At 67.6% G+C, this 22,049-nt stretch carries 19 protein-coding genes; 16 read left to right on the top strand and 3 right to left on the bottom strand.

The features are described from left to right. Positions 1–8: 8 nt before the first annotated feature. The 7 genes from MasN3_RS13185 to MasN3_RS13155 all read left to right on the top strand — a co-directional run bounded on the left by MasN3_RS13185 (position 9) and on the right by MasN3_RS13155 (position 10,501). Complete coding sequence (locus MasN3_RS13185; protein ID WP_281907644.1) at positions 9–1,298, top strand: TolC family protein; 1,290 nt, start codon at positions 9–11, stop codon at positions 1,296–1,298. Continuing rightward, positions 1,295–2,491, top strand: coding sequence for an efflux RND transporter periplasmic adaptor subunit (locus tag MasN3_RS13180; protein ID WP_281907643.1), 1,197 nt, complete (start codon positions 1,295–1,297; stop codon positions 2,489–2,491). The genes MasN3_RS13185 and MasN3_RS13180 overlap by 4 nt, the downstream gene beginning before the upstream one ends. A gap of 14 nt (positions 2,492–2,505) precedes the next feature. After that, a complete protein-coding gene (locus MasN3_RS13175) occupies positions 2,506–5,670 on the top strand; it encodes a CusA/CzcA family heavy metal efflux RND transporter (protein WP_281907642.1) in 3,165 nt (1,054 codons plus the stop codon). A 330-nt stretch (positions 5,671–6,000) separates the two neighbouring features. Beyond that, entirely contained in the window at positions 6,001–6,291 is a 291-nt protein-coding gene (locus MasN3_RS13170; protein WP_281907641.1) for a hypothetical protein, read from the top strand. 189 nt (positions 6,292–6,480) lie between these two features. Then, a complete protein-coding gene (locus MasN3_RS13165; RefSeq protein ID WP_281907639.1) occupies positions 6,481–8,535 on the top strand; it encodes a catalase in 2,055 nt (684 codons plus the stop codon). Between the two features lie 215 nt (positions 8,536–8,750). Next, positions 8,751–9,194: a PRC-barrel domain-containing protein gene (locus MasN3_RS13160; protein ID WP_281907637.1), complete on the top strand. Its 444-nt coding sequence runs from the start codon at positions 8,751–8,753 to the stop codon at positions 9,192–9,194. Positions 9,195–9,508: 314 nt separating this feature from the next. Beyond that, the gene (locus MasN3_RS13155) at positions 9,509–10,501 is read left to right on the top strand and encodes a site-specific integrase (RefSeq protein ID WP_281907636.1); all 993 of its coding nucleotides are present in this window, start codon (positions 9,509–9,511) and stop codon (positions 10,499–10,501) included. Positions 10,502–10,514: 13 nt separating this feature from the next. Here the strand turns inward: MasN3_RS13155 and MasN3_RS13150 are convergent, their stop codons facing one another. Continuing rightward, positions 10,515–10,820, bottom strand: a complete 306-nt coding sequence (locus MasN3_RS13150; protein ID WP_281907635.1) for a DUF3703 domain-containing protein — start codon at positions 10,818–10,820, stop codon at positions 10,515–10,517. A gap of 190 nt (positions 10,821–11,010) precedes the next feature. Continuing rightward, positions 11,011–11,349, bottom strand: coding sequence for an ISC system 2Fe-2S type ferredoxin (fdx, locus tag MasN3_RS13145; RefSeq protein WP_281907634.1), 339 nt, complete (start codon positions 11,347–11,349; stop codon positions 11,011–11,013). A gap of 346 nt (positions 11,350–11,695) precedes the next feature. Here fdx and MasN3_RS13140 point away from each other — a divergent pair, with 346 nt between their 5' ends. The 8 genes from MasN3_RS13140 (at position 11,696) to MasN3_RS13105 (ending at position 19,546) form a co-directional block, all read left to right on the top strand. Continuing rightward, entirely contained in the window at positions 11,696–12,127 is a 432-nt protein-coding gene (locus MasN3_RS13140) for a hypothetical protein (protein WP_281907632.1), read from the top strand. Between the two features lie 105 nt (positions 12,128–12,232). Continuing rightward, a complete protein-coding gene (locus MasN3_RS13135) occupies positions 12,233–12,586 on the top strand; it encodes a hypothetical protein (protein WP_281907631.1) in 354 nt (117 codons plus the stop codon). Between the two features lie 20 nt (positions 12,587–12,606). After that, on the top strand, positions 12,607–14,022 hold the full coding sequence (locus MasN3_RS13130; RefSeq protein WP_281907629.1) for a TolC family protein: 1,416 nt from the start codon (positions 12,607–12,609) through the stop codon (positions 14,020–14,022). Between the two features lie 13 nt (positions 14,023–14,035). After that, on the top strand, positions 14,036–15,430 hold the full coding sequence (locus tag MasN3_RS13125) for a multicopper oxidase family protein (RefSeq protein WP_281907627.1): 1,395 nt from the start codon (positions 14,036–14,038) through the stop codon (positions 15,428–15,430). Between the two features lie 45 nt (positions 15,431–15,475). Continuing rightward, positions 15,476–15,826, top strand: a complete 351-nt coding sequence (locus MasN3_RS13120; protein ID WP_281907625.1) for a copper-binding protein — start codon at positions 15,476–15,478, stop codon at positions 15,824–15,826. Between the two features lie 35 nt (positions 15,827–15,861). Further along, a complete protein-coding gene (locus MasN3_RS13115) occupies positions 15,862–16,305 on the top strand; it encodes a YybH family protein (protein ID WP_281907624.1) in 444 nt (147 codons plus the stop codon). Between the two features lie 253 nt (positions 16,306–16,558). Continuing rightward, positions 16,559–18,817, top strand: coding sequence for a pectate lyase family protein (locus MasN3_RS13110; protein WP_281907623.1), 2,259 nt, complete (start codon positions 16,559–16,561; stop codon positions 18,815–18,817). Between the two features lie 96 nt (positions 18,818–18,913). Beyond that, positions 18,914–19,546, top strand: coding sequence for a DVUA0089 family protein (locus MasN3_RS13105; protein WP_281907622.1), 633 nt, complete (start codon positions 18,914–18,916; stop codon positions 19,544–19,546). 54 nt (positions 19,547–19,600) lie between these two features. Here MasN3_RS13105 and MasN3_RS13100 read toward each other — a convergent pair whose 3' ends face one another. Next, entirely contained in the window at positions 19,601–19,906 is a 306-nt protein-coding gene (locus tag MasN3_RS13100; protein ID WP_281907620.1) for a hypothetical protein, read from the bottom strand. Positions 19,907–20,138: 232 nt separating this feature from the next. Here MasN3_RS13100 and MasN3_RS13095 point away from each other — a divergent pair, with 232 nt between their 5' ends. After that, positions 20,139–22,022, top strand: coding sequence for an AI-2E family transporter (locus MasN3_RS13095; RefSeq protein ID WP_281907617.1), 1,884 nt, complete (start codon positions 20,139–20,141; stop codon positions 22,020–22,022). Positions 22,023–22,049 lie beyond the last annotated feature (27 nt).

Raw genomic sequence — 22,049 nt, 5'->3', positions numbered from 1 at the left:
AGTTATTCATGCATTTCACGTATTTCGCCCTCGGGGCGTCGGTGCTGTTTGCACAGGCGTCCCTCTGCGCGGCGCAGACGGCAGCCCACATGTCGTCCACGCATGCGCTCCATCATGCAGTGCCGACGTCAGATGCGCCGCTGCACCTCGACCAGGCCATTGCGAAGACACTGCAAGCCAACCCAGCCTTGCGCGCGGCGGCGCTCGAGGTGACAGTCGCGAACGGCCTACGCCGCCAGGCCGCGCTGTTCCCGAACCCCGACCTTTCCTACGTCCGCGAGGGAAGCGAACGCGGCACCCGCACGCAAACGGTCCAGTTGAGCCAGGTCCTCGAACTTGGCGGCAAGCGCGCCGCCCGCATCCGGCTCGCCGAGCGAGAGCAAGACCTTGCGGCCGACGGCCTCGCTGCCGCCAAACTCGATCTGCGCAGCGAGGTGACGATCGCCTATTTCGAGGCCCTGGCAAGCCAGGAGCGTGTCCGCCTGGCCCAGGCTTCGCTCGACGTGGCCACCAAGGCTGCGGTGGCGGCCGCCAAACGGGTCGCGGCCGGGCGCGTGTCGCCGGTCGAGCAGGACCGCGCGGACATCGCCCTGGCCTCGGCCCGGATCGAGCAGGGGCAGGCGCAGGCCGCGGCCCAAGTGGCCCTCTACAGGCTCGCCGCCTACTGGGGCGAGACCAGCCCGCCTGCGCATGCCCTCGTCACGCCCGAGCTTGACCTGACCCCGCCCCCGCCGCTCGCCGAGCTGGAGCGCCGGCTCGCGCATACGCCGCGTCTGCGCCGGGCCAGGACGCAGGTCGAGCGCGAGCAGGCGCAAGTTGGCGTCGACCGCGCGCAGCGCATGCCGGACCTGACCCTGGTGGTCGGCAGCAAGCGGGATGACCAGGCCGGCGGTTCACAGGCCGTCGTCGGCCTGTCGGTGCCGCTTCCCCTGTTCAGCCGCAACCAGGGCAGCCTGCAGGCATCGCTGGCGCGGGCCGACCAGGCTCAAGCCGAATTCGAGGCAGAGCTGCTACGTCTGCACCAGGAGCTGGCCGATGCCCATCAGCGCGCGCAACTCACCAGTACCGAGGTGCGCACCATGCGCGAGCAGATCCTGCCCACCGCCCAGCGGGTCTTCGATGCGACGGTGGCCGGTTTCGAGGCCGGGAAGTTCGGCTTCCTCGACGTCCTCGATGCGCAGCGCACCCTCTTGCAGATTCGCACCCAATACATCCAGGCGCTCCATGAGCGCTACCGGGCTGTCGCCGATCTTGACCGCTTCGCCAGCGATGCCCGTGAGAACAGGACCAATCCATGAAGTTCAATATTGACCGCAGAAACATCCTTTCCACCGCAATCGTGCTGGTGCTCGGCGCAGTCCTTGCGCTCACCATTGTCTTCTGGAAGAAGGAAGCGCGCGAACCTGCCGAAGCATCGGCCGGAAAGCCAACGACGGCCAGAAGCAGCCACGCCGACGTCCAGCCGGGCCTGGTCGAGATGACGCCCGAACAGGCGCAGCGCGCCGGCATCACGATGGCGAGCGCGGGTCCCGCCAGTATCGAAGCCAGTGTGGCGCTGCCTGGCGAGGTGCGCTTCAACGACGACCGTACCGCCCATATCGTCCCGCGTGTCGCCGGTGTCGTCGAAGCCGTGTCCGCGACGCTCGGCCAGGAAGTCGACAAAGGCCAGCAGCTTGCCATCATCGCCAGTCCGGAACTGGCCGAGCTGCGCGGCCAGGCACACGCCGCGGCAGCGCGCCTGGGGCTGGCGCGGTCGAACTTCGAGCGCGAGAGAACACTGTGGGAGCAGCGCATCTCCGCCGAGCAGGACTACCTGCAGGCCCGTCAAGCCTACGCCGAAGCCCGGATCGACGCGCAGTCGGCCCGCTCCAGGCTGGCCGCGCTCGGCGCCGGACCCGAGGCTGGCGCAGTCAATCGCTACGTGCTGCGCGCCCCATTCAAGGGCGTTGTGGTCGAGAAACACCTGTCCCCGGGCGAGGCGGTCAAGGAGGATGCGAACGCCTTCCTGATCTCGGACCTGTCCTCGGTCTGGGTGGAGATGGCCGTCACCGCCAGGGACCTCGACCGGGTCCGTGTCGGGCAAGCGGTCAGCATCCGTCCCGTGGGTGGGAATGCCGCCGTTGCTGGCAAGGTCAGCTACGTCGGCAACCTGCTGGGCGAGCAGACCCGCAGTGCCACTGCGCGCGTCGTGATCGACAACCCGGAGCGCGCCTGGCGTCCGGGACTGTTCGTCAACGTCGCGCTGGTGCACGGCAAGACCGAGGCGCCGGTGGCGGTGCTGGCCAGCGCGCTGCAGGAGATCGAAGGCAGGCAGGTGGTGTTCCTCAAAGCGCCGAACGGCTTCAGGGCACAGCCGGTGCGCGCCGGGGCCAGCGACGGTCGGCATGTCGCCATCACCGACGGCTTGAGCGCAGGCAGCCAGTATGTGGCGGCAGGCAGCTTCGTGCTGAAGGCCGAACAGGCCAAGGGCAGCGCCGGGCACGGCCACTGATCGGGGAAACCGCCATGTTCGAAAGAATCATTCGTTTTGCCATCGAGCGCCGATGGCTCGTCATGCTCGCCGTGTTCGCCATGGCCGCGGTGGGCATCTATCACTACCAGAAGCTGCCGATCGATGCCGTCCCGGACATCACGAACGTGCAGGTGCAGGTCAACACCCCGGCCCCCGGCTTTTCGCCGCTCGAAGTGGAGCAACGCGTCACCTTCCCGATCGAAAATGGGATGGCCGGGCTGCCGGGACTGCAGCAAACCCGCTCGCTGTCGCGCTACGGCCTGTCGCAGGTGACCGTCGTCTTCAAGGATGGCACCGATCTCCATTTCGCCCGCCAACTGGTCAACCAGCGGATCCAGGAAGCACGGGAACAACTGCCTGCGGGTGTGGCGCCGGCCATGGGTCCGATCTCGACCGGCCTGGGAGAGATCTACCTGTGGACGGTCGAGACCGAGCCGGGCGCCGCCAAGCCGGACGGGACACCCTACACTCCCCCCGACCTGCGCGAGATCCAGGACTGGATCATCAAGCCGCAGCTGCGCCAGGTGTCCGGCGTCACCGAGATCAACACGATCGGCGGCTTTGCCAAGCAGTACCAGATCGCGCCCGATCCCGCCAGGCTCAGCTCCTATGGCCTGGCGCTGGCGGACGTCGTAGCGGCCATCGAACGCAACAACGCGAACGTCGGCGCCGGCTATATCGAGCGCAGCGGCGAACAACTCCTGATCCGGGCGCCGGGCCAGGTGCGCAGCCTCGACGACCTGCGCAACACGATCGTCGGCACGGCCGCAGGCGTGGCGGTCCGGGTGCGCGACGTCGCCACGGTCGAGCTCGGCCGCGAACTGCGGACCGGCGCCGCGACCGAGAATGGGCAGGAGGTGGTGCTCGGCACCGTGTTCATGCTGATCGGCGAAAACAGCCGCGCCGTCGCCCAGGCGGTGTCGGCGAAGATGGTCGAGGTCAATCGTACGCTGCCGGCCGGCGTCAAGGCGATTCCCGTCTACGACCGCACGGTGCTGGTCGAAAAGGCGATCGAGACGGTCAGGAACAACCTGCTCGAGGGGGCGATCCTGGTGATCCTCGTCCTGTTTCTGTTCCTGGGTAATATCCGTGCCGCCATCATCACCGCGCTCGTCATCCCCCTGGCGATGCTGTTTACCTTCACGGGCATGGCGAGTTATCGCGTCAGTGCCAACCTGATGAGCCTGGGGGCGCTGGACTTCGGCATCATCGTCGATGGTGCCGTCGTGATCGTCGAGAACTGCGTGCGCCGCCTCGCGCACGCACAGGAACTGCGCCGGCGTGAACTGACCCTGGACGAGCGCTTCCATGAAGTGTTCGCGGCGGCAAAGGAAGCGCGCCGCCCCCTGCTGTTTGGCCAATTGATCATCATGGTGGTGTACCTGCCGATCTTCGCCCTCTCCGGCGTCGAAGGCAAGATGTTCCATCCGATGGCGTTCGCGGTCGTGGCCGCCCTGCTTGGCGCGATGCTGCTGTCGATTAGCTTCATTCCGGCGGCGGTGGCCCTGTTCATCGGCAAGCGCGTGGCGGAAAAGGAAAAACGGATCATGGGCGCCGCACGCCGCGTCTACGCGCCCCTGCTCGACAAGGTATTCGGCAATGCGGCTCCCGTCATCGCCGGCGCCGTGGTCCTGGTCATGCTGGCCGGCCTGCTGGCGACCCGCTTGGGGAGCGAGTTCATCCCGAGCCTAAACGAGGGAGACCTGGCGCTGCAGTCGATACGCATCCCCGGAACCAGCCTGAGCCAGTCGGTGCGAATGCAGAAGGAGCTGGAAGCGGGCTTGAAGGCAAAATTCCCGGAAATCGACCGGATCTTCTCCAGGACCGGCACGGCGGAGATCGCCTCCGATCCGATGCCGCCCAACATGTCGGACAGCTACATCATGCTCAAGCCCGAATCCGGCTGGCCGGCGCCGAAACGCAGCCGCGCCGAGCTGATCGCGGCGATCGAAGCCGAAGCAAACCAGTACGCCGGCAATGCCTATGAGTTCTCGCAGCCGATCCAGCTGCGCTTCAACGAGCTGATTTCCGGCGTGAGGAGCGACCTTGCCGTCAAGGTGTATGGCGACGATATGGACGTGCTGGAGACCACTGGCCAGGCGATTGCCCGCGTGCTGGGAGGGATTCCGGGCGCCGAAGAAGTCATGGTCGAACAGGCTGGCGGCCTGCCGCTACTGAGCGTGAACATCGACCGCGAGAAGACGGCGCGCTTCGGCCTGAACATCGCCAACGTCCAGGAAACCGTGGCCATCGCCACTGGCGGGCGCGACGCCGGCACCATGTTCGAAGGCGACCGCCGCCTCGACATCGTGGTGCGGCTGCCGGAACACCTGCGTACTGACCTGGAGGCGCTGCGGCAGCTTCCGATTGCGCTTCCCGCCACCGCCGGCCGCGTCACCGGCTACATCCCCCTGGGCGAGCTGGCCAGCCTCGAACTGGCGTCCGGCCCGAACCAGATCAGCCGCGAGAACGGCAAGCGGCGCATCGTGGTGAGCGCCAATGTGCGCGGCCGCGACATCGGCGGCTTCGTCGACGAAGCCGCGGCCGCGATCGACGCACAGGTGAAGGTCCCGCCCGGTTACTGGACGGCCTGGGGCGGCAGCTTCGAACAACTGCAGTCGGCGACCAAACGGCTGCAGCTGGTCGTCCCGCTTGCCCTGTTCATCGTGCTCACCCTGCTGTTCATGATGTTCAATAACATCAAGGACGGGCTGCTGGTCTTCACCGGCATTCCGTTCGCCCTGACCGGTGGCGTCGCCGCGCTGGCCATGCGCGGGATTCCGCTATCGATCTCCGCCGCGGTCGGCTTCATCGCGCTGTCCGGGGTGGCGGTGCTCAACGGCCTGGTGCTGATCGCCAGCATCCGCAGCTTGCGCGAGGAAGGCATGGGGCTCGACCAGGCGCTGCGGCAAGGGGCACTGACGCGCTTGCGCCCGGTCCTGATGACGGCACTGGTGGCCTCGCTCGGCTTTGCCCCGATGGCGGTCGCCACCGGCACCGGAGCGGAAGTGCAGCGCCCCCTGGCCACGGTCGTGATCGGCGGCATCCTGTCCTCGACCGCCCTCACCCTGCTGGTGCTCCCGCTCCTGTATCGCCTCGCGCACCGCAAGGAGGAGCTGGACACGCTAGGGCCCACCGGGCAGGCGCTCGTCCACTGAGGTCGGACGCGGCGCACATGTCCAAGCCGTCAGGGAGCGCGCCGGCCAGTACCCGATGCGGGCGCCGCGTTCCTCGCCCGGGCCACTGGTGGCTGGTTTTTGTTTGTTGGGTGGAACTCGTTCGTTAGTTACTTTTTTGGCGGGAGAGCGAACCGATACCCATCCCGAAGTCCCCCATGCTGTATGTGGCAGATCAACGCTGGTGGCGAAATGTAAAGCAGACTCGTCCGTAGGGCGCGCGATGTGCGCGTCATACAACCGACGACGAGGTGATGTATGGCCAGCAACGACAACGAGCCGTTCGACGGCGCAGGCTCCGTTCTCAGCACCGTGGGAGGTCCTTCCGACCCGACACCGCCCGCGTCCCTGGGCGCGGACACGCCCGAGAGCGAGCGCCTGCTTGACAAGGTCAGCGAACAGCACGACCTCGCGGCGGCGATGCCGTTCAACGAGACCAAGCCGTCCGAGTATGGCGAGGCCGCATTCGATCCGCCGCGTGGCGAGACGCGCACGCCGGCGTCGCCGCTGGCCACGGCCAGCACCACCACCGAGGACATCGCCTCGCCCAAGGTCGGGGCCGGCCGTCCGCTGGTCGGCCAGAACCTAATGCCGGTCACTTAAGAGTCAGTGCTCATGCGTAGGGTGGGCGGGTCTCCCGCCCACGCGTTCAAATCAAAGTACTGCAGCCTGTTCGACTGTTCATGTCACAACTATCACCGCGTGGGCGGGGAACCCGCCCACCCTACAATGATCGCTAACTGACTGGCATTAGGCCAGAACCCGCTCAATGGACCGCTCGACCGCGTGCGCGTGGACGACACCGACCGGGTCCTGACGACCAACCAGGGCGTGCCGCTGGCGCAGGACCAGGATTCGCTGAAGATCGGCCTGCGCGGCCCGACCGCAATGGAAGACTTCATCTTCCGCGAAAAGATGACGCACTTCGACCACGAGCGTATCCCCGAGCGCGTCGTGCATGCGCGCGGCAGCGCCGCGCACGGCTATTTCGAGAACTACTGCGACCTGTCCGACATCACCCGCGCCTCCCTGTTCTGCAAGGCCGGCAAGCGTACGCCCGTGTTCGTGCGCTTCTCGACCGTGGTGGGCTCGCGCGGCTCGGCGGACACGGCGCGCGACGTGCGCGGCTTCGCTACCAAGTTCTATACGGACGAAGGCGTGTTCGATTTAGTCGGCAACAACATCCCCGTGTTCTTCATCCAGGACGCGATGAAGTTCCCGGACCTGGTCCACGCCGTCAAGCCGGAACCGAACAACGAGATCACGCAGGCGTCCAGCGCGCACGACACCTTCTACGACTTCGCCGGCCTGTCGCCCGAGATCTTCCACATGCTGATGTGGGTGCTGTCCGACCGGGCCATCCCGCGCAGCTTCCGCATGATGCAGGGCTTCGGCGTGCACAGTTTTCGCCTGATCAATGCGAAAGGCGAGACGCACCTGTGCAAGTTCCACTGGACGCCGCTGCAGGGCACCTACTCCCTGGTGTGGGACGAAGCCGTCAAGGTGGCCGGCGCCGACCCGGACTTCCACCGGCGCGACCTGTGGGAAGCGATCGAGTCCGGCAACTTCCCTGAATGGGAACTGGGCCTGCAGGTCTTCACCGAGGAGCAGGCCGCGCAATTCGGTGTGTTCGACGTGCTCGACCCCACCAAGATCGTGCCCGAGGAACTGGTGCCGGTGCGCCCCGTCGGCAAGCTGGTGCTGGATCGCAATCCGGACAACTTCTTCGCAGAGACCGAGCAGGTGGCGTTCTGCCTCGCGCACCTGGTGCCCGGCATCGACTTCACCAACGACCCGCTGATGCAGGGCCGCATCCACTCGTACATCGACACCCAGCTCACGCGCCTGGGCGGTCCGAATTTCCACGAGATCCCGATCAATTCCCCGGTTGCCAAGGTGCATAATAATCAGCGCGACGGCATGCATCGCCAGGCCATCAACCGCGGCCGCGTGTCGTACGACCCGAATTCGCTGGCGGGCGGCTGCCCGTTCCAGGCCGGTTCGCGCGGCTTCACCAGCTATCCGCAGCACGTCGACGGCAGCAAGGTGCGCGGCAAGCCCGAGCTGTTCGCCGAGCATTACGGCCAGGCACGCCTGTTCTGGAAAAGCCAGACGCCGGTCGAGCAGCGCCACATCGTCGATGCCTTCCGCTTCGAACTGACCCGCGTGCAGACGCCGGCAATCCGCAAGCGCATCGTTGCCGGACTGGTCAACGTCGACCACGGCCTGGCTGCCGCCGTGGCCGAGCAGCTGGGCATCGAGGTGCCGCCGCCGCTGCCGCGCGTGAACGACACGCCGGTGCCCGACTACCCGCTCTCGCCGTCCCTGTCGCTGTTCGCGCATCCGGGCAAGACCGGCATCCGCACGCGCCGGGTGGCGATCCTGGCCGCGAACGGCGTCAACGGCGTCGCCGCCAGGCGCATCTATGCCGCACTGCTGGAGGCGGGCGCGCAGCCGCGCATCGTCGGCCAGCGCCTGGGCGAAGCGCACAGCAGCAACGACGAAGCGCTGGATATCGAGGTGACCGTCGAGGCGACGCCATCGGTGATGTACGATGCGGTGGTCATCGCACCGGGCAGCGCCTCGGTCGCCGCCCTCGCGCGCGACGGCCGGGTGCTCGAGTTCCTGCGCGACGCCTACCGCCACGACAAGCCTATCCTGGCGCTGGGCGCCGGACGCCAGTTGGTGGCGGCGGCAAACCTGCCGACCACACTGCCCGACGGCGCGCCCGATCCCGGCCTGATCCAGGCGGACACCGGAGAACTGGCGGCGGGGCTGGACGCGTTCGAGGCGGCGCTGGCGCAGCACAAGGTGTACGCGCGCGAAACCGATCCACCTCGGGTGTGAGCGCCTGAGCCTGCAGCTTCGGCCGCGAGGCCGCCGTGCCGGTCCGTGCGCCGCTCGCCCTGCCGACCCAGCTGTGGCGCCTGACGCGGCCACGCGATCGACATGCATGCCCAAGGCCGCAGGCGTGAGATAGGTCAACCCGGACGTGACTCCGTAACGTGCGCGGCACCGTCGCCCCTATAGTGGACTGCATTGGTTAGCTCGAAGGAGGCGTCATGAAACGCATGCTTGCAGTTTTGGCGATGTCGGCCGTACCCCTCTGGGTCGGCGCAGCATCGGCACAGGCGCCGGCGCAGTCCGGCGCGCAGGCCCCCGCCGCGCCGGTCGCCGGCAGGGCGCCACTCGGCGTCACCGTGATCGAGATGGAAACGATTGTCGTCGGCTGGAGCGCCCAGCGAGACCTGCTCGGCAAGACGGTGGTCAACGACAAGAACGAAAGGATCGGCAAGATCGACGACCTGATCATTTCTCCAAGCAAGGGAAACGCGCCTGCGGCCCCGTTTGCGATTGTCGGCGTGGGTGGCTTCCTGGGCATGGGCAAACATGACGTTGCCATCCCGATGGCACAGTTCAAGGTCCAGAATAAGCAGTTGAGCTTGCCTGGCGCAACGAAGGAGGCGCTGAAGGCCTTGCCAGCGTTTGTGTACCAGAAAAGATAACGCCTACCGGTAAGGATCTGGCTTGGGGTCGGGTTCGGTCGCCAGTAGCGCCCGCGATCGGAGCTCGCCTCGATGTCGGGCACGGCTGCGATGCCTACCAGGGGCTAGCTGTGCGCTCCGGCACTGCCTGCCGACGCGGTCCCCGATCTCAGCTGCAAGCAATGACATCCCGCGGTTGGAGCCGCTTCGCCCATGTCGGCGCTCTCCGCCCCGGCCGCCGTCGCTGGTGGCTGGTTTTCGGTTTGATGGGTTGCATCAGTAGGTTAGTTACATTTTAGTGATATAGTGCCCGTACGCCCATCTCCGTTTCTATCATGTCCAAGCTCTCATCCTGGGACGACAATCCCGTCAAGGCCTTCGAAGCCTTCGTCGTCAGCCTCGACTTCGCCGACACCGCCAAGCGTCTGCCGGCCGACGGCAAGCTCAAAACGGTGTCGAAGCAGTCCGTCACGATTTACACCTACATGTTTCGCAACTTCTGCAACTGGATGACGGAACAAGGGAAACGTTTCTCCACGGTCGACCAGGCCGATCTCAGGCGCTTCATCGACCGCGCCGACGAAGACGGGCGCATCATCAACAGCAAGATCGCCCACCGTTACCTGCGCCTGCTCGAGCGCTGTTACCAGCACCTGGAAGCCGAGCCGAATCCGGCGCGCGAGGCGATCCTGGCCACCAGGCCGGCCGACTACCTGCGGGACGAGCCCACGCGGGCCCTGTCGGACGAGCAGCTGCGCCGCTTCTTCGACGCCCTGCCCTCGACGCCGGTACGGGTGCGCCGGGTGACGCCCTTCGACGGCTGGAAGCGCCGGCGCGACCGCGCCATGCAGCTCACCATCGCGCTGGCCGGGCTGCGGGTTGCCGAGACGATCGGCCTGCTGCTGGGCGAGGTCGGGCAGCAGGCCGACCTCGACGGCGCCATCGAGCTGACCATCACCCCGCGCCAGAAGCATGAGACCAGCCACGAGCACGTCGCTCTGCTCCCGCGCGAAGGCGCCGCCGAGCTGCAGGCCTGGCTGAAGGAGCGCGCGGCAATGGGCATTCCGGGCGAGTTCGTCTTCCCTGCCAATGTCGAGGGACGCAAGATGATCAAGAAGACCGTCTACATGCAGGTCCGGGCCACGTTCGAGCGCGCCGGCATCGACCTGTCCCGTGCCGGCGGACGCACCTTGCGTAACACCTTCGCCCAGCGCAAACTGGCCGAGGGCGCCACACCCGACGAGCTCAAGGACACGCTCGGCCTGGCGCTGGAGCGCTCTGCCGCGGACTACCAGTACGCGCGGGTCAAGCCCGATCCCGGGCAATAGACGGCGCACCGGCTCACTTGTCGAGCAGGCGCCGCAGTGCCGGGTCGAGCGGCAACCGCCGGAACATGCCGATGTCCGTGCCGCCGGTATTCCCGGTCGGCACGATACCCAGCGCCGACCCGAGCGCGCCCAGCACGATACGCAGCAGCTGTCCCCAGACCTGGCGCGGCGCGCCGCGGCGCAGGCCGATCTTGAGCATCCAGTAGTGCGTCCTCACGTGCGGCGCGACGTGGCGCTGGCCCAGGACGTGGGCGCGTTCGAGATGCGCCATCGCGGCCGCTTCGCTGCCCGCGTGATAGCAATGCCGGGCCGCAGCCATCTCGTCCTAGTAGGCCTTGCGCAGCTCAGGATGCATGGCGCGCCTCCCCGGTTGCGCCGACAACGCGCCGGCGCACGGCCGCGGCAATCCCGAGCGCCTTGTAGACAAGGATACAGTTCAGGTTCTTGCGCATGTTGGGTACCGTTTGCAGCGACAGGCGGCCCGACCACGGAGATTGGCGCCGCCCGCGCTACAGCTTTTCCTTGGCGTGATTGAGCGAATAGCGCGGAATCTCGACGCTCAGCTCGGTATCGGCGACGATGGCCTGGCAGGACAGGCGCGAGTGCTGTTCGACACCCCAGGCGCGGTCCAGCATGTCTTCCTCGGCTTCGCTTGCTTCGTTCAGCGAGGCGAAGCCCTCGCGCACCACGACATGGCAGGTCGTGCAGGCGCCGACCTTGCCGCACGCGTGCTGGATCTCCACCCCGTGCTCGAGCAGAACGTCGCAAATGCTGGTCCCGCTGGCGGCGTCGATCACGGCGCCGCCGGGTGCGCATTCCGGATGGGGAAGGACGGTCAGCCTAGGCATGGGGCATCTCCCGTTCCGGTGCGGGTACAGGTGCGGGTGGGCGGCGGTAGCGGCAGAACAGGCAGCCTCGGCTGGCCCGGGCTTCGGCCGGGGACATCGAGGCAGGTTCGCCCCTTGCCACGGCAGGGAGCTGGACGGCCGCGCCGCCGCTTGGGTAGCGGATGGCCTCGTTTGATCGCTCGCGTACATGCATGTCAGGACTCCAGGTTTAGCTGAACCCACTCTAAACCTTCCGATTGTAGGAAGGTCAAGCGGTTTCGCCACCGTCGTGGCGCCCCGCGTCCTGACCTTCGACAAGCCTGAGCCGCTTTTCAGTTCATTATGCCGTGCTATACTCCGCTCGCCTATGGACCGCACTGTCAAGACATTCATTGTTTGGCTACTGATGCTGATGCTGCCGCTGCATGCGGTCGCTGCGAGCGTCGGGATGTCTTGCGCGCCCATCCGGCAACACGAGGCAAGCTCAGCCGCCATGGCGCATCACCAGAACGCCCCGGACGCGCATGCGCATCACGACGGCGAGCATGCGGCCCACGCGGCCCACGACGCAAGCGCGGCGGCCGACGACAATGCATCGGCATCCGGCATCGCGAAGAAGGCGCATTCGTCCTGCAGCGCCTGCTCGGCAGTCTGCGCCGGCGCGGTAGCGCCGCCATCGGCTTTCTCCGCCCTCCCCAGCTTCGACGGTTCCGACGCCGTGCTCGTGTCGCCTTCGCCCCTGGTCGCGGGCTTCATCCCCGACGGTCCGCAACGACCTCCCCGGCGCCAATCCGCGTAATCGAACCCGAAGCCGAGCCAGCCGGTGCATCCGCACCGCTGCGCCTGCTCCACAAGCGACCGTGCGTGCGACGCGCGGCCCCTTAGCGATTTTCGAGGATTGACCATGAAACCCATGTTCCTGATGGCCGCCGCCGGCGTCCTGATGGCTGCGCCGTCCGCGCATGCCCAGCAGGCATCCTGTGCGCCCGAGCCAAGCGACCCGGGGGTGCCTGTCCCCCAAGCCGTGTACCAGTCGGCGATGTCGGACTATTCCCGCGCGCTGCCCGATAGCACCACAACTCCGGACAAGACCTGGCGCCAGATGAACGACGCGGTCGGCGCCGGGCCGGCGCATGCCGGGCACGACGCTGCCCAGGCTCCGAGCTCGCCTCCCGCGCACGGCGCCCCTGCCGCGCCGGCAAAACCAGCCGAGCCGGCCAAGCCGGCGGCGGGACACGGCGCCCATCGGCATCACTGAGACCAAGCGAAGGCAAGACAATGACAATACAGACATCGCCACCCATGCTGCGCGCCATCGCCGCCGGCGTGCTTGTGCTGGTACTGAGCGGCTGCGCCGGCTTCTCGCCGGACGGCGGCCTGGACGCCGTATCCGCGATGACCGCGGCGCGCACGGGACAGGACGTCCGGCTGCCCAAGGCAAGCGCGGACATCTCGTCGTCCCAGGCCGAACTCGACCGCCTGCTGCGCGCGCCGCTGAGCGCCGACGGCGCGGTCCGGGTCGCCCTGCTCAACAATCGCGGCCTGCGCGCCTCGCTCGCGGCCCTGGGCGTTGCCGAGGCCGACCTGGTCCAGGCGGGACGCATGGCCAACCCCGGCTTCAGCTTCAGCCGCATGTCCGGCGGCGGCGAGACGGAGATCGAACGCAGCGTGATGTTCGACCTGGTCGGCCTCTTGACCATGCCGATCCGCCGCGACATCGAGGCGCGCCGCTTCCAGGGCGCGCAGCTGCTTGCCGCGGCCGACGCCGTACGCCTGGCGGCCGACACCCGCAAGGCGTGGTTCAACGCCGTTGCGGCGGCCCAGTCGGCGCACTATGCCGAACAGGTGCGTGAAGCCGCGCAGGCCAGCGCCCAACTGGCCCAGCGCATGGCCAGGGCGGGCAACCTCAGCGCACTGGACCAGGCGCGCGAACAGGTGTTTTCCGCCGAATCCACGGCCCAGCTGGCGCGCGCCCGCCACCATGCGACCGCCGCGCGCGAACAATTGGCCCGCCTGATGGGCGTATGGGGTGCGCAGACCGCGTTCACGTTGCCGGACAGGCTCCCCGATCTGCCGGCGGCCCCGCGCGACGAGCGCGACGTGGAGACGCTGGCGATGCAGCAGCGGCTCGACGTCCAGCTGGCCAGGCTGGAGACCGCATCCACCGCGCGCGCGCTGGGACTGACCCGCGCGACGGGCGTGGTCAACGTGCTCGAGGCCGGCTACGTCAACGCGAGCAAGAGCGGCGCCCCGCGCGAGAACGGCTACGAGATCGAACTGGCCATTCCGCTGTTCGACTGGGGTGGAGCGCGGGTCGCCAAGGCCGAGTCGCTCTACATGGGGGCGGTCCACCGCACCGCCCACACCGCCGTCAACGCCCGTTCGCAGGTGCGCGAAGCCTGGTCGGCCTACCGCACCACCTATGACCTGGCGCGGCACTACCGCGACGAGGTCGTTCCGCTGCAGAAAAAGATCTCGGAAGAGACCCTGCTTCGCTATAACGGCATGCTGATGAGCGTGTTCGAACTGCTGGCCGATGCGCGCGCCCAGATCACCGGCGTGAATACGGCGATTGCCGCCCAGCGCGACTTCTGGATCGCCGAAACCGACCTGCAGGCCGCCATCAACGGCAGCGGCGGGTCGACCGTTGCGCTGAGCGCCGGCGCCGCCGCCGAAGCGGCGCCCGCACACTGACAAGGAATAGAAAATGAGCTCTCGTCGAGATTTCTTCACCGGCGCCGCGGCGCTGGTCGGTGCCGGCCTGGTGAGCCGCGCAGGCGCCGCCACCCTGCCCGAGGCGCCCATGATGGCCACGGCAGCCACGCAACCGCCGCCGCCGCCGCCGAACGGCCGCCCGTACCACCCGGTGGTGACCCTGAACGGCTGGTCGCTGCCCTGGCGCATGAACAATGGGGTCAAGGAGTTCCACCTGATCGCCGAACCCGTGGTGCGCGAGATCGCCCCCGGCATGAAGGCCAACCTGTGGGGCTACAACGGCCAGAGCCCGGGCCCGACCATCGAAGTGGTCGAGGGCGACCGGGTGCGTATTTTCGTCACCAACCGGCTGCCGGAGCACACCAGCATCCACTGGCACGGCCAGCGCCTGCCGAACGGCATGGACGGCGTCACCGGCCTGACGCAGCCGGGCATCCAGCCGGGCAAGACCTTCGTCTACGAATTCGTGGCGCGGCGTCCAGGCACTTTCATGTACCACCCGCATGCGGACGAGATGGTGCAGATGGCGATGGGCATGATGGGCTTCTGGGTCACGCATCCGAAGAACCCGGCCCAGCACCGGGTCGACCGCGACTTCGTTTTCCTGCTCAACGCCTACGACATCGAGCCGGGCAGCTATACGCCGCGCGTCAACGAGATGCTGGACTTCAACCTGTGGACCTTCAACAGCCGCGCCTTCCCCGGCATCGACACGATGAACGTGCGCCTGAACGACCGGGTGCGCATCCGCGTCGGCAACCTGACCATGACCAACCACCCGATCCACCTGCACGGCCACGAGTTCGAGGTGACCGGCACCGACGGCGGCTGGACCCGGCCCGAGTCGCGCTGGCCGGAAGTGACGACCGACGTCGGCGTCGGCCAGATGCGCGCCATCGAGTTCATTGCCGACGAGCCTGGCGACTGGGCCTTCCACTGCCACAAGTCGCACCACACCATGAACGCCATGGGCCACGACGTGCCGACCCTGATCGGCGTCGACCACCGCGGCGTGGCCGAGAAGATCAGCAAGCTGGTACCCGACTACATGGTGATGGGCGATAAAGGCGGCTCGATGGGCGACATGGAGATGGCCCTGCCCGACAACACCCTGCCGATGATGAGCGGCCAGGGGCCCTTCGGCGGCGTCGAGATGGGCGGCATGTTCACCGTGCTCAAGGTGCGCAAGGACCAGCGAGCCGGCGACTACAAGGATCCGGGCTGGTACAAGCATCCGCCCGGCACGGTCGCCTTTGAGTGGCAGGGCGCGCCGCCCGCGGCGCTGCGCAGCCAGTCGGCCGGCGGCCGGGCCATGCCGGCCGCCGGCAAGGGTCCCGAGGTCGAAGTCACGGTGCGCAAGCCCACCGGTCACCAGGGCCATCACTGACGGTTTTCCACTACAAACACACCAACAAACAAGGAGAGACACAGCATGAAAGCATTCGTACGACCTACCCTCGCGATCCTGATGGCCGGCGCCGCGGCGCTGGCGTCAAGCCAGGACCAGCAGCACGCCGGCCATGACGACCACGGCGCCCACGGTGCGGTCACGGCGCAGGCCAGCCTGACCGAGGGCGAGGTGAGGAAGATCGACAAGGAGACCGGCAAGATCACCCTGCGCCACGGCGAAATCAGGAACCTCGCCATGGCCGCGATGACGATGGTCCTGCGGGTGCAGGACCCGGCGATGCTCGACGGGGTGCAAGTGGGCGACAAGGTGATGTTCGCCGCCGAGCGCCAGAACGGCGCGATCACCATCGTCCAGATGCAGAAGGCGCAGTAAGCCGCTGCGGCCCGCCACAACCACAGAGAGTACCCATGTTCAAGCAGTCATTGGCAGCATCCGTCCTCGCGGCGGCGCTGGCCGGCGTCCACCCGGCCAGCCTGGCGGCCTCGCCGGCGCACACCGTCGCCGCTTTCCACAACGCGCTCGCCGGCGGCGACAGGGTGGCGGCGCTCGCCCTGCTGTCGCCCGCGGTGGCCATCTACGAAGCCGGCCACGTCGAGCGCTCGCGCGACGAGTACGCGAGAGAGCATCTTGGCGGCGACATCGCGTTTGCACAGAGTTCGACTCGCAAGGTCCTGAAGCAGAGCGAGCGCATCGACGGCAACACCGCCGTCGTCTGGGAGGAAACCGAGACCACGGGTACGTCGCGCGGCAAGCCGGTACATGCCTTCGGCACCGGCACCATGGTGCTCGAAAAGCAGGGCGACGACTGGAAGATCGTGCACGTGCACTGGTCCTCGCGCAAGGCAAAGTAAACCGCAGCCCCCGGCGCGGCCGGCGCCGGGGCACACGTCCCCCCTCCCATCTCGCTTCCCCCGCCGCGCGCCTGCGCGCACTCCACCGATAGCAGCTCGTCAATACGAAAGTAATGGACGAGCTCGCAAAGTGCCTATACCATTTCATTAATTGGTCAGACCAGTATCTATCGTGGTATGTGCAATACAAAATTGGCCTGAGCAGTTTCGTAGTCAAAAATAACACTTTGGAGACGAGAAGATGATTCAAAGCTTGCAACGTACCACCCTTGCCGCCACGGTCGGCCTGGTGCTGAGCGCCTGTGGCGGCGGCGAACCCGAAACGGCGTCGATGCCGATGTCGAAAACCTCTTCCCTGGTCGTGTCCAGCGCCTCGGCCGCTACCGGCTGCCCGGCGCTGACCCTGAACGACATTGACGCCCAGAGCCTGACCGGCGCATCCACGCCGCTCCAGCTGGGCAGCTACGGCACCCGCAGGCCGGGGCTGCCGGTGCTGGTCGGCGGCAAGCACTCGCCGGCCAACTACCGCGCGGCGCCGGTGCTGCCGAACTGGCAGTTCGCCACTACCGACCCGACGGGCGGGGTCTTGACGTTCGAATGCGAGGCGGCGCCCGATAGCGGCTGGCACAGCTACAAGCGCAGCGGCGGCGCGCACCAGAAAGTCGTCGTCACGGGCGGGCGCAATGCCGCGCCCCAGCACATCTACACGGTCTACAACGGCCAGCAACTGGTCGCCGCGCTGAACGAAGCGGGGCTGGCGCCCAAGATCATCCGGATCGTCGGCCACATCGACTTGCGAATGAGCGCCAACAACACCGTCTTCAAGGAATACGAAAGCTACAACGACCAGAAATTCGGCGGCTCGATCAGCATCCCGTCGAACACCACCCTGGTCGGCATCAACGACGCCCAGGGCCGCGCCGCGCGCATCACCGGCACCACGCTCCTGATCGGCGGCGAACTGCCGGCGAGCCCGGGCGGCGACCCGGAAGCCGATTTCAAGGCCTGGATCGCGGCCGGCAAGGATGGCGACCTGTTCCCGACCTGGACCCGCAACGTCATCATCCGCAACATCGCGCTCGACACGCCCTGGGACGTCAACCCCGAGGATTCGGCCAATGCCTATGCCGACGGCGTGACGATCTCGCGTGCGCAGAACATCTGGGTCGACCACGTCACCATCAGCGACGGCGACACGCCCGACCGCCTGGCCAGCGACACCCGGCACGACGGCGCGCTCGACATCGTACGCGGCTCCGATTATGTGACCCTGTCGAACAGCAAGTTCACCAGGCACGGCAAGACCACCCTGGTCGGCAACGGCGACAGCGGCCGCGCCTGGAGCGATGCCGGACGCCTGCACGTCACCTTCACCGGACTGCACTGGCACGGGACCGCGAGCCGCCTGCCGCTGGTGCGCTTCGGCCAGCTGCACACCTTTAATAACCTGCTCGAGGGCGACACCAATCCGGCCGATCCGGACATGAAGTTCGCAGGCGGCCTGGACGTGCGCTACCAATCCGACGTGCTGTCCGAGAACAACTATTATCTGTTCACGAACCTGAAGCCCTCGCAGGTGGGCGGCAAGGTCTCCAGCGGCAAGGACGCGATCAGCTACCGCGCCTCGGGTGAACTGTTCATCAACGACAAGGGCGACGAAACCAAGCCCTGGGTCGGCGGGGCGATCGACATTTCGGCCAGCCTGATGGCGGCCACCGGCCTGCCTCGCCTCACCCGTTGGACGCCGCCCTACAACTACAGCGCCCTGCCGGCCGACCAGGCCTGCGTGTTCGTGAAGAACAATGCGGGGGCTGGACGCGTCAACAACCCCGGCACCGATGCCACCTGCACCGCGGCCGGCAGCACCGCACCGACCGACCCGACACCGACCGATCCGACGCCGACCGATCCGCAGCCGCCAGTCACCGCCCCCGTCTGCACGGCCCTTTTCAACTGCAATACCGGCGTCGGACAAGGCGTGATGAACCCGGCCGTGACGGCGCCGGTGGCGAGCTCGCTGCTCAACGGCGTACATACCATCACCGGCGGCGGCAACATCTCGACCTCCACCAGCTATAACTTCTTCTTCAAGTACATGCCGCTGACGGGCGACTTCGTGATGACGGCGAAGATGCTGACCCAGGGCGGCAGCGCCAGCGGGGCCCGCGCCGGCCTGCTGGCGACCGATTCGGTGAGCGGCCAGGGGACCTATGCGTGGACGGCGCGCTACGCCAGCACCGGCGAGATCCGCCGCGCCATCAACGGCGACAACAAGTCGGTCCTGTCCGGCTATTCGACGACGACCCTGCCGGTCTGGGTGCGCATCGAACGCCGCGGCAACGCCCTGTACTCGGCGGCGTCGCGCGACGGCCTCGCCTGGACCGAGGCGACCAGCGTCAACGTCAGCGCACCGACCCTGTATGTCGGTATGGCGGTCTCCTCGGGCAGCAACACCGCCGCCCAGTCCGCGAGCTTCAGCAAGCTCACGGTCATTGGCGGCGGCCTGAACTAAGAGCGCCCAAGCATTCCCCCGATGGCTGCGGCGGCCACGACGGCCGCCGCAGCGGACTTTCCCTTACCCTGATCCTGAGACACCTCACCCATGAACATGAGCATCAAACCGATCGCCCTTCTGCTGGCCCTGTGCGCCTGCGTGTCGTCCGCCAGCGCCGCGAATATCTCCTACACCGGGGAATTTACCTACGATAACGACGTCAAGCTGTTCCAGTTCACCGTCGACACCCTGTCGACCGTCGGCCTGCGCACCTGGTCGTACGCGGGCGGCATCAACGCCGCGGGCGAGACCATCGCGCGCGGCGGCTTCGACCCCATCGTGGCGCTGTTCGACGCCGCCGGGCAACTGGTGGCCGAACAGGACGACGGCGGTTGCCGCAAGGTCGCCGCCGACGCCCTCACCCGCCAATGCTGGGACATCAATCTCAGCATCGAGCTGGCGCCCGGCACCTATACCGCCTCGCTCCAGCAATACAATAATTACCACGTCAGCAGCTACCTGGCGGATGGCTTTTATTACCAGGACGCCCAGTACCGGAACTTCCGCAACGGTTTCGTGGATGAGATGGACGTCAAGCGCAACGCTTCCTGGGCCTTCGACCTGCTCAACGTCAGCCTTCCGGCCCCCGCCGACGTGCCCGAACCCGGTTCGATCTGGCTGGTGGGCGCGGCCCTGGCCGGCCTGAGCGCGCTGCGCCGCCGCAAAGCGGGCGCGTCCAGCACATAGCGTACGCCCAGGCGGGCGCCGCCGCGGCGCCGCGCTGCCCTCTGCGCCGGCCTGCTACCTGCAGTGCCGGCGCATCTCCTCCATCCGTTCGCGGCGCTGGTCGGGCGACAAGCCGTGCATGTCCCGCTGCACGGGCGCAGCGTCCATGTCGCGGTGCATGGCGCACATCGCGTCTTCGTCGGAATGGCCCGTCGCGCTGCCGGCGGTGTTGCCGCCGCTTGCCGCTTCCAGCCCGTAGAACGGACCGGAGCGCGCAGCGTCGACGGCAGCTGGGCCGCCATGCGGCGCGCCGCAGCCGCCCAGGGCCAGCGCGGTCAGGGCAGCCAGCAAACAGCGTGAGGCGTCCGGTGTGGTGTTCATGATCTTGCTCCCCTTGGTCGACAAGCTTGCCGCCGGGCCAACCCACGGGCCGGAGCAGCAATCGGTCAAGGTTCATGAATCGGCGATCGGATGTCAAGCAGGCGCGGGCGCCGTCGAACGGTCGCGCACAGGCTTGGCGCGGCGACCGAAATAGCGGACAGGCACTTGGCGAACGCGGGATTTTCCTTTATACATAGCCGGTTTCCATTCCGATGAGCCGACGACGACCCGCATGAATGTCCTGCCACCCACCCTGCGCCTGACGGCGGGCACCGTCGTCAGCGCCACCTGCGTCGTCGCCCTCCTGTATTTTGGCCGTGAAGTGCTCGAGCCGCTGGCCCTGGCCCTGATCCTGAGCCTGGTGCTGGCGCCCCTGGTGCGCAGCATGACGCGGGTCGGGCTGGCGCGCATGCCGGCCGTGCTGCTCGCGGTCGCCCTGGTCGCCACCGGCGTGGGCGCCGTCGGCGCCATCCTGTTCGACCAGCTGGTGACGATCACGCGCGACCTGCCGCAGTACCGCAAGGCGATCAAGACCAAGGTGGCCAACGTGCGCGAGATGGTCGAGCGTCCGATCTCCCGTATCGAGGCCGAGCTGAGCGCGGTGGCGCCGGTGCCCGCCGCGGAAGCGGCGCGGGTGCGGCGCGGCAACCTGGTGGTCACTCCGAACCAGCCGCTGCCGGTGGAAGTGCGCACCCCGCGCACCATGCAGGACACGCTGGGGCGGGTCATCAACATGGTCTGGGGCCCGATCGGCGAAGCCGGCGTGGTGCTGATCCTGCTCGTCTTCATCCTGCTCGAGCAAGGCTCGCTGCGCGACCGGCTGGTGCGCCTGGCCGGCCAGGCCGAGGTCAGCCGCACCATCCGCACGCTGGGCGACGCCGCCCAGGGCGTGTCGCGCTTCTTCTTCTCGCAGTTCATCGTGAACTTCACCTTCGGCGTGGTGATCGGCGTGTCGCTCTGGCTGGCCGGCATCCCGCACGCCATCCTGTGGGGCGTGCTGAGCGGCGTGCTGCGCTTCGTGCCCTACCTGGGCGTCCTGCTGGCCGGCACGATCATCGCCGTGTTCGTCGCCGCCATCGACCCGGGCTGGTCGCTGGCGATGACCTGCATGGCGATCTTCCTGGCCTTCGAGCTGGTGCTGGCCAACTTCATCGAGCCGAAGGTGTACGGCCACAGTTCCGGCCTGTCGCCGCTGGCGGTGATCGTCTCGGCCCTGTTCTGGGGCGCCTTGTGGGGGCCGGTCGGCCTGCTGCTGTCGACTCCCCTGACCCTGTGCCTGGTGGTGGCCGGCCGCCACGTGCGGCCCCTGGCTCCGATCACCATCCTGCTGGGCGACGCCCCCAATATGTCCGATGCCGAGCGCTTCCACCAGCGCGTACTGGCCGGCGAGGCCGACGAGCTGACCAAGGATGCGCGCGCCTACGTGCGCCGTTACAGCTTCGCACGCTATTGCGACCACGTGCTGCTGCCCGGCCTGCGCATGGCGGTGTCCGACCTGGGCACCGGCGCCATCGACAAGGCGCAGGAGACGCGCATGCGCGCCGTCATCGCCAACATTGCCGACACCGTGGCTTCGGCTTCGGACAACCGTGCGCGCGGACGCCGCAAACCCGTGCCGCTGCTCGATGCCAACATCGGCGCCCACCTGCGGCAGACGCGCGAGGCGCGTTTCGGCCGCTGGCAGGGCTCGCTCGACGTGCCGACCGGCTCGATCGTGCTGTGCGCCGGGCTGTCGTCCGAGCGCGACGAGTTCCTCACCGAACTGCTGGTGCGCGCGCTGCGCGAGGGCGACGTCGATGCCCGCAGCCTGGTGGCGGGCAGCCCGCTCGAGCGCCCGGACGACGCTACGCCGGAGCTGGTGTCGACCGTCTTCATCACCTATCCGCGCCAGGACAATCTCGAAGCCTGGCGCGCCGCCGTGGCCGAATTGCGCGCCGCCCTGCCGGGAGCGCTGATGGTCACCGTGCTGCTGCCCTATGACGAACAGCTGCCCAAGCGGGCGCTGGTCGAAGCCCATGTCGACATGATCCTGCGCTCGTTCGAGGAAGGACTGGCCTTCGTCGCGCCCGACCGCAATGCCGCGGCGCGGAGCGCCGCGCCCGAGCCGGCACGTTGACGTGGGGCCGACGTGGAGCCGGTTTGT

It is taken from the genome of Massilia varians (assembly GCF_027923905.1).
Taxonomy (GTDB): Bacteria; Pseudomonadota; Gammaproteobacteria; order Burkholderiales; family Burkholderiaceae_D; genus Telluria; species Telluria varians_B.
This window is presented reverse-complemented; position numbering and strand designations above follow the sequence as displayed.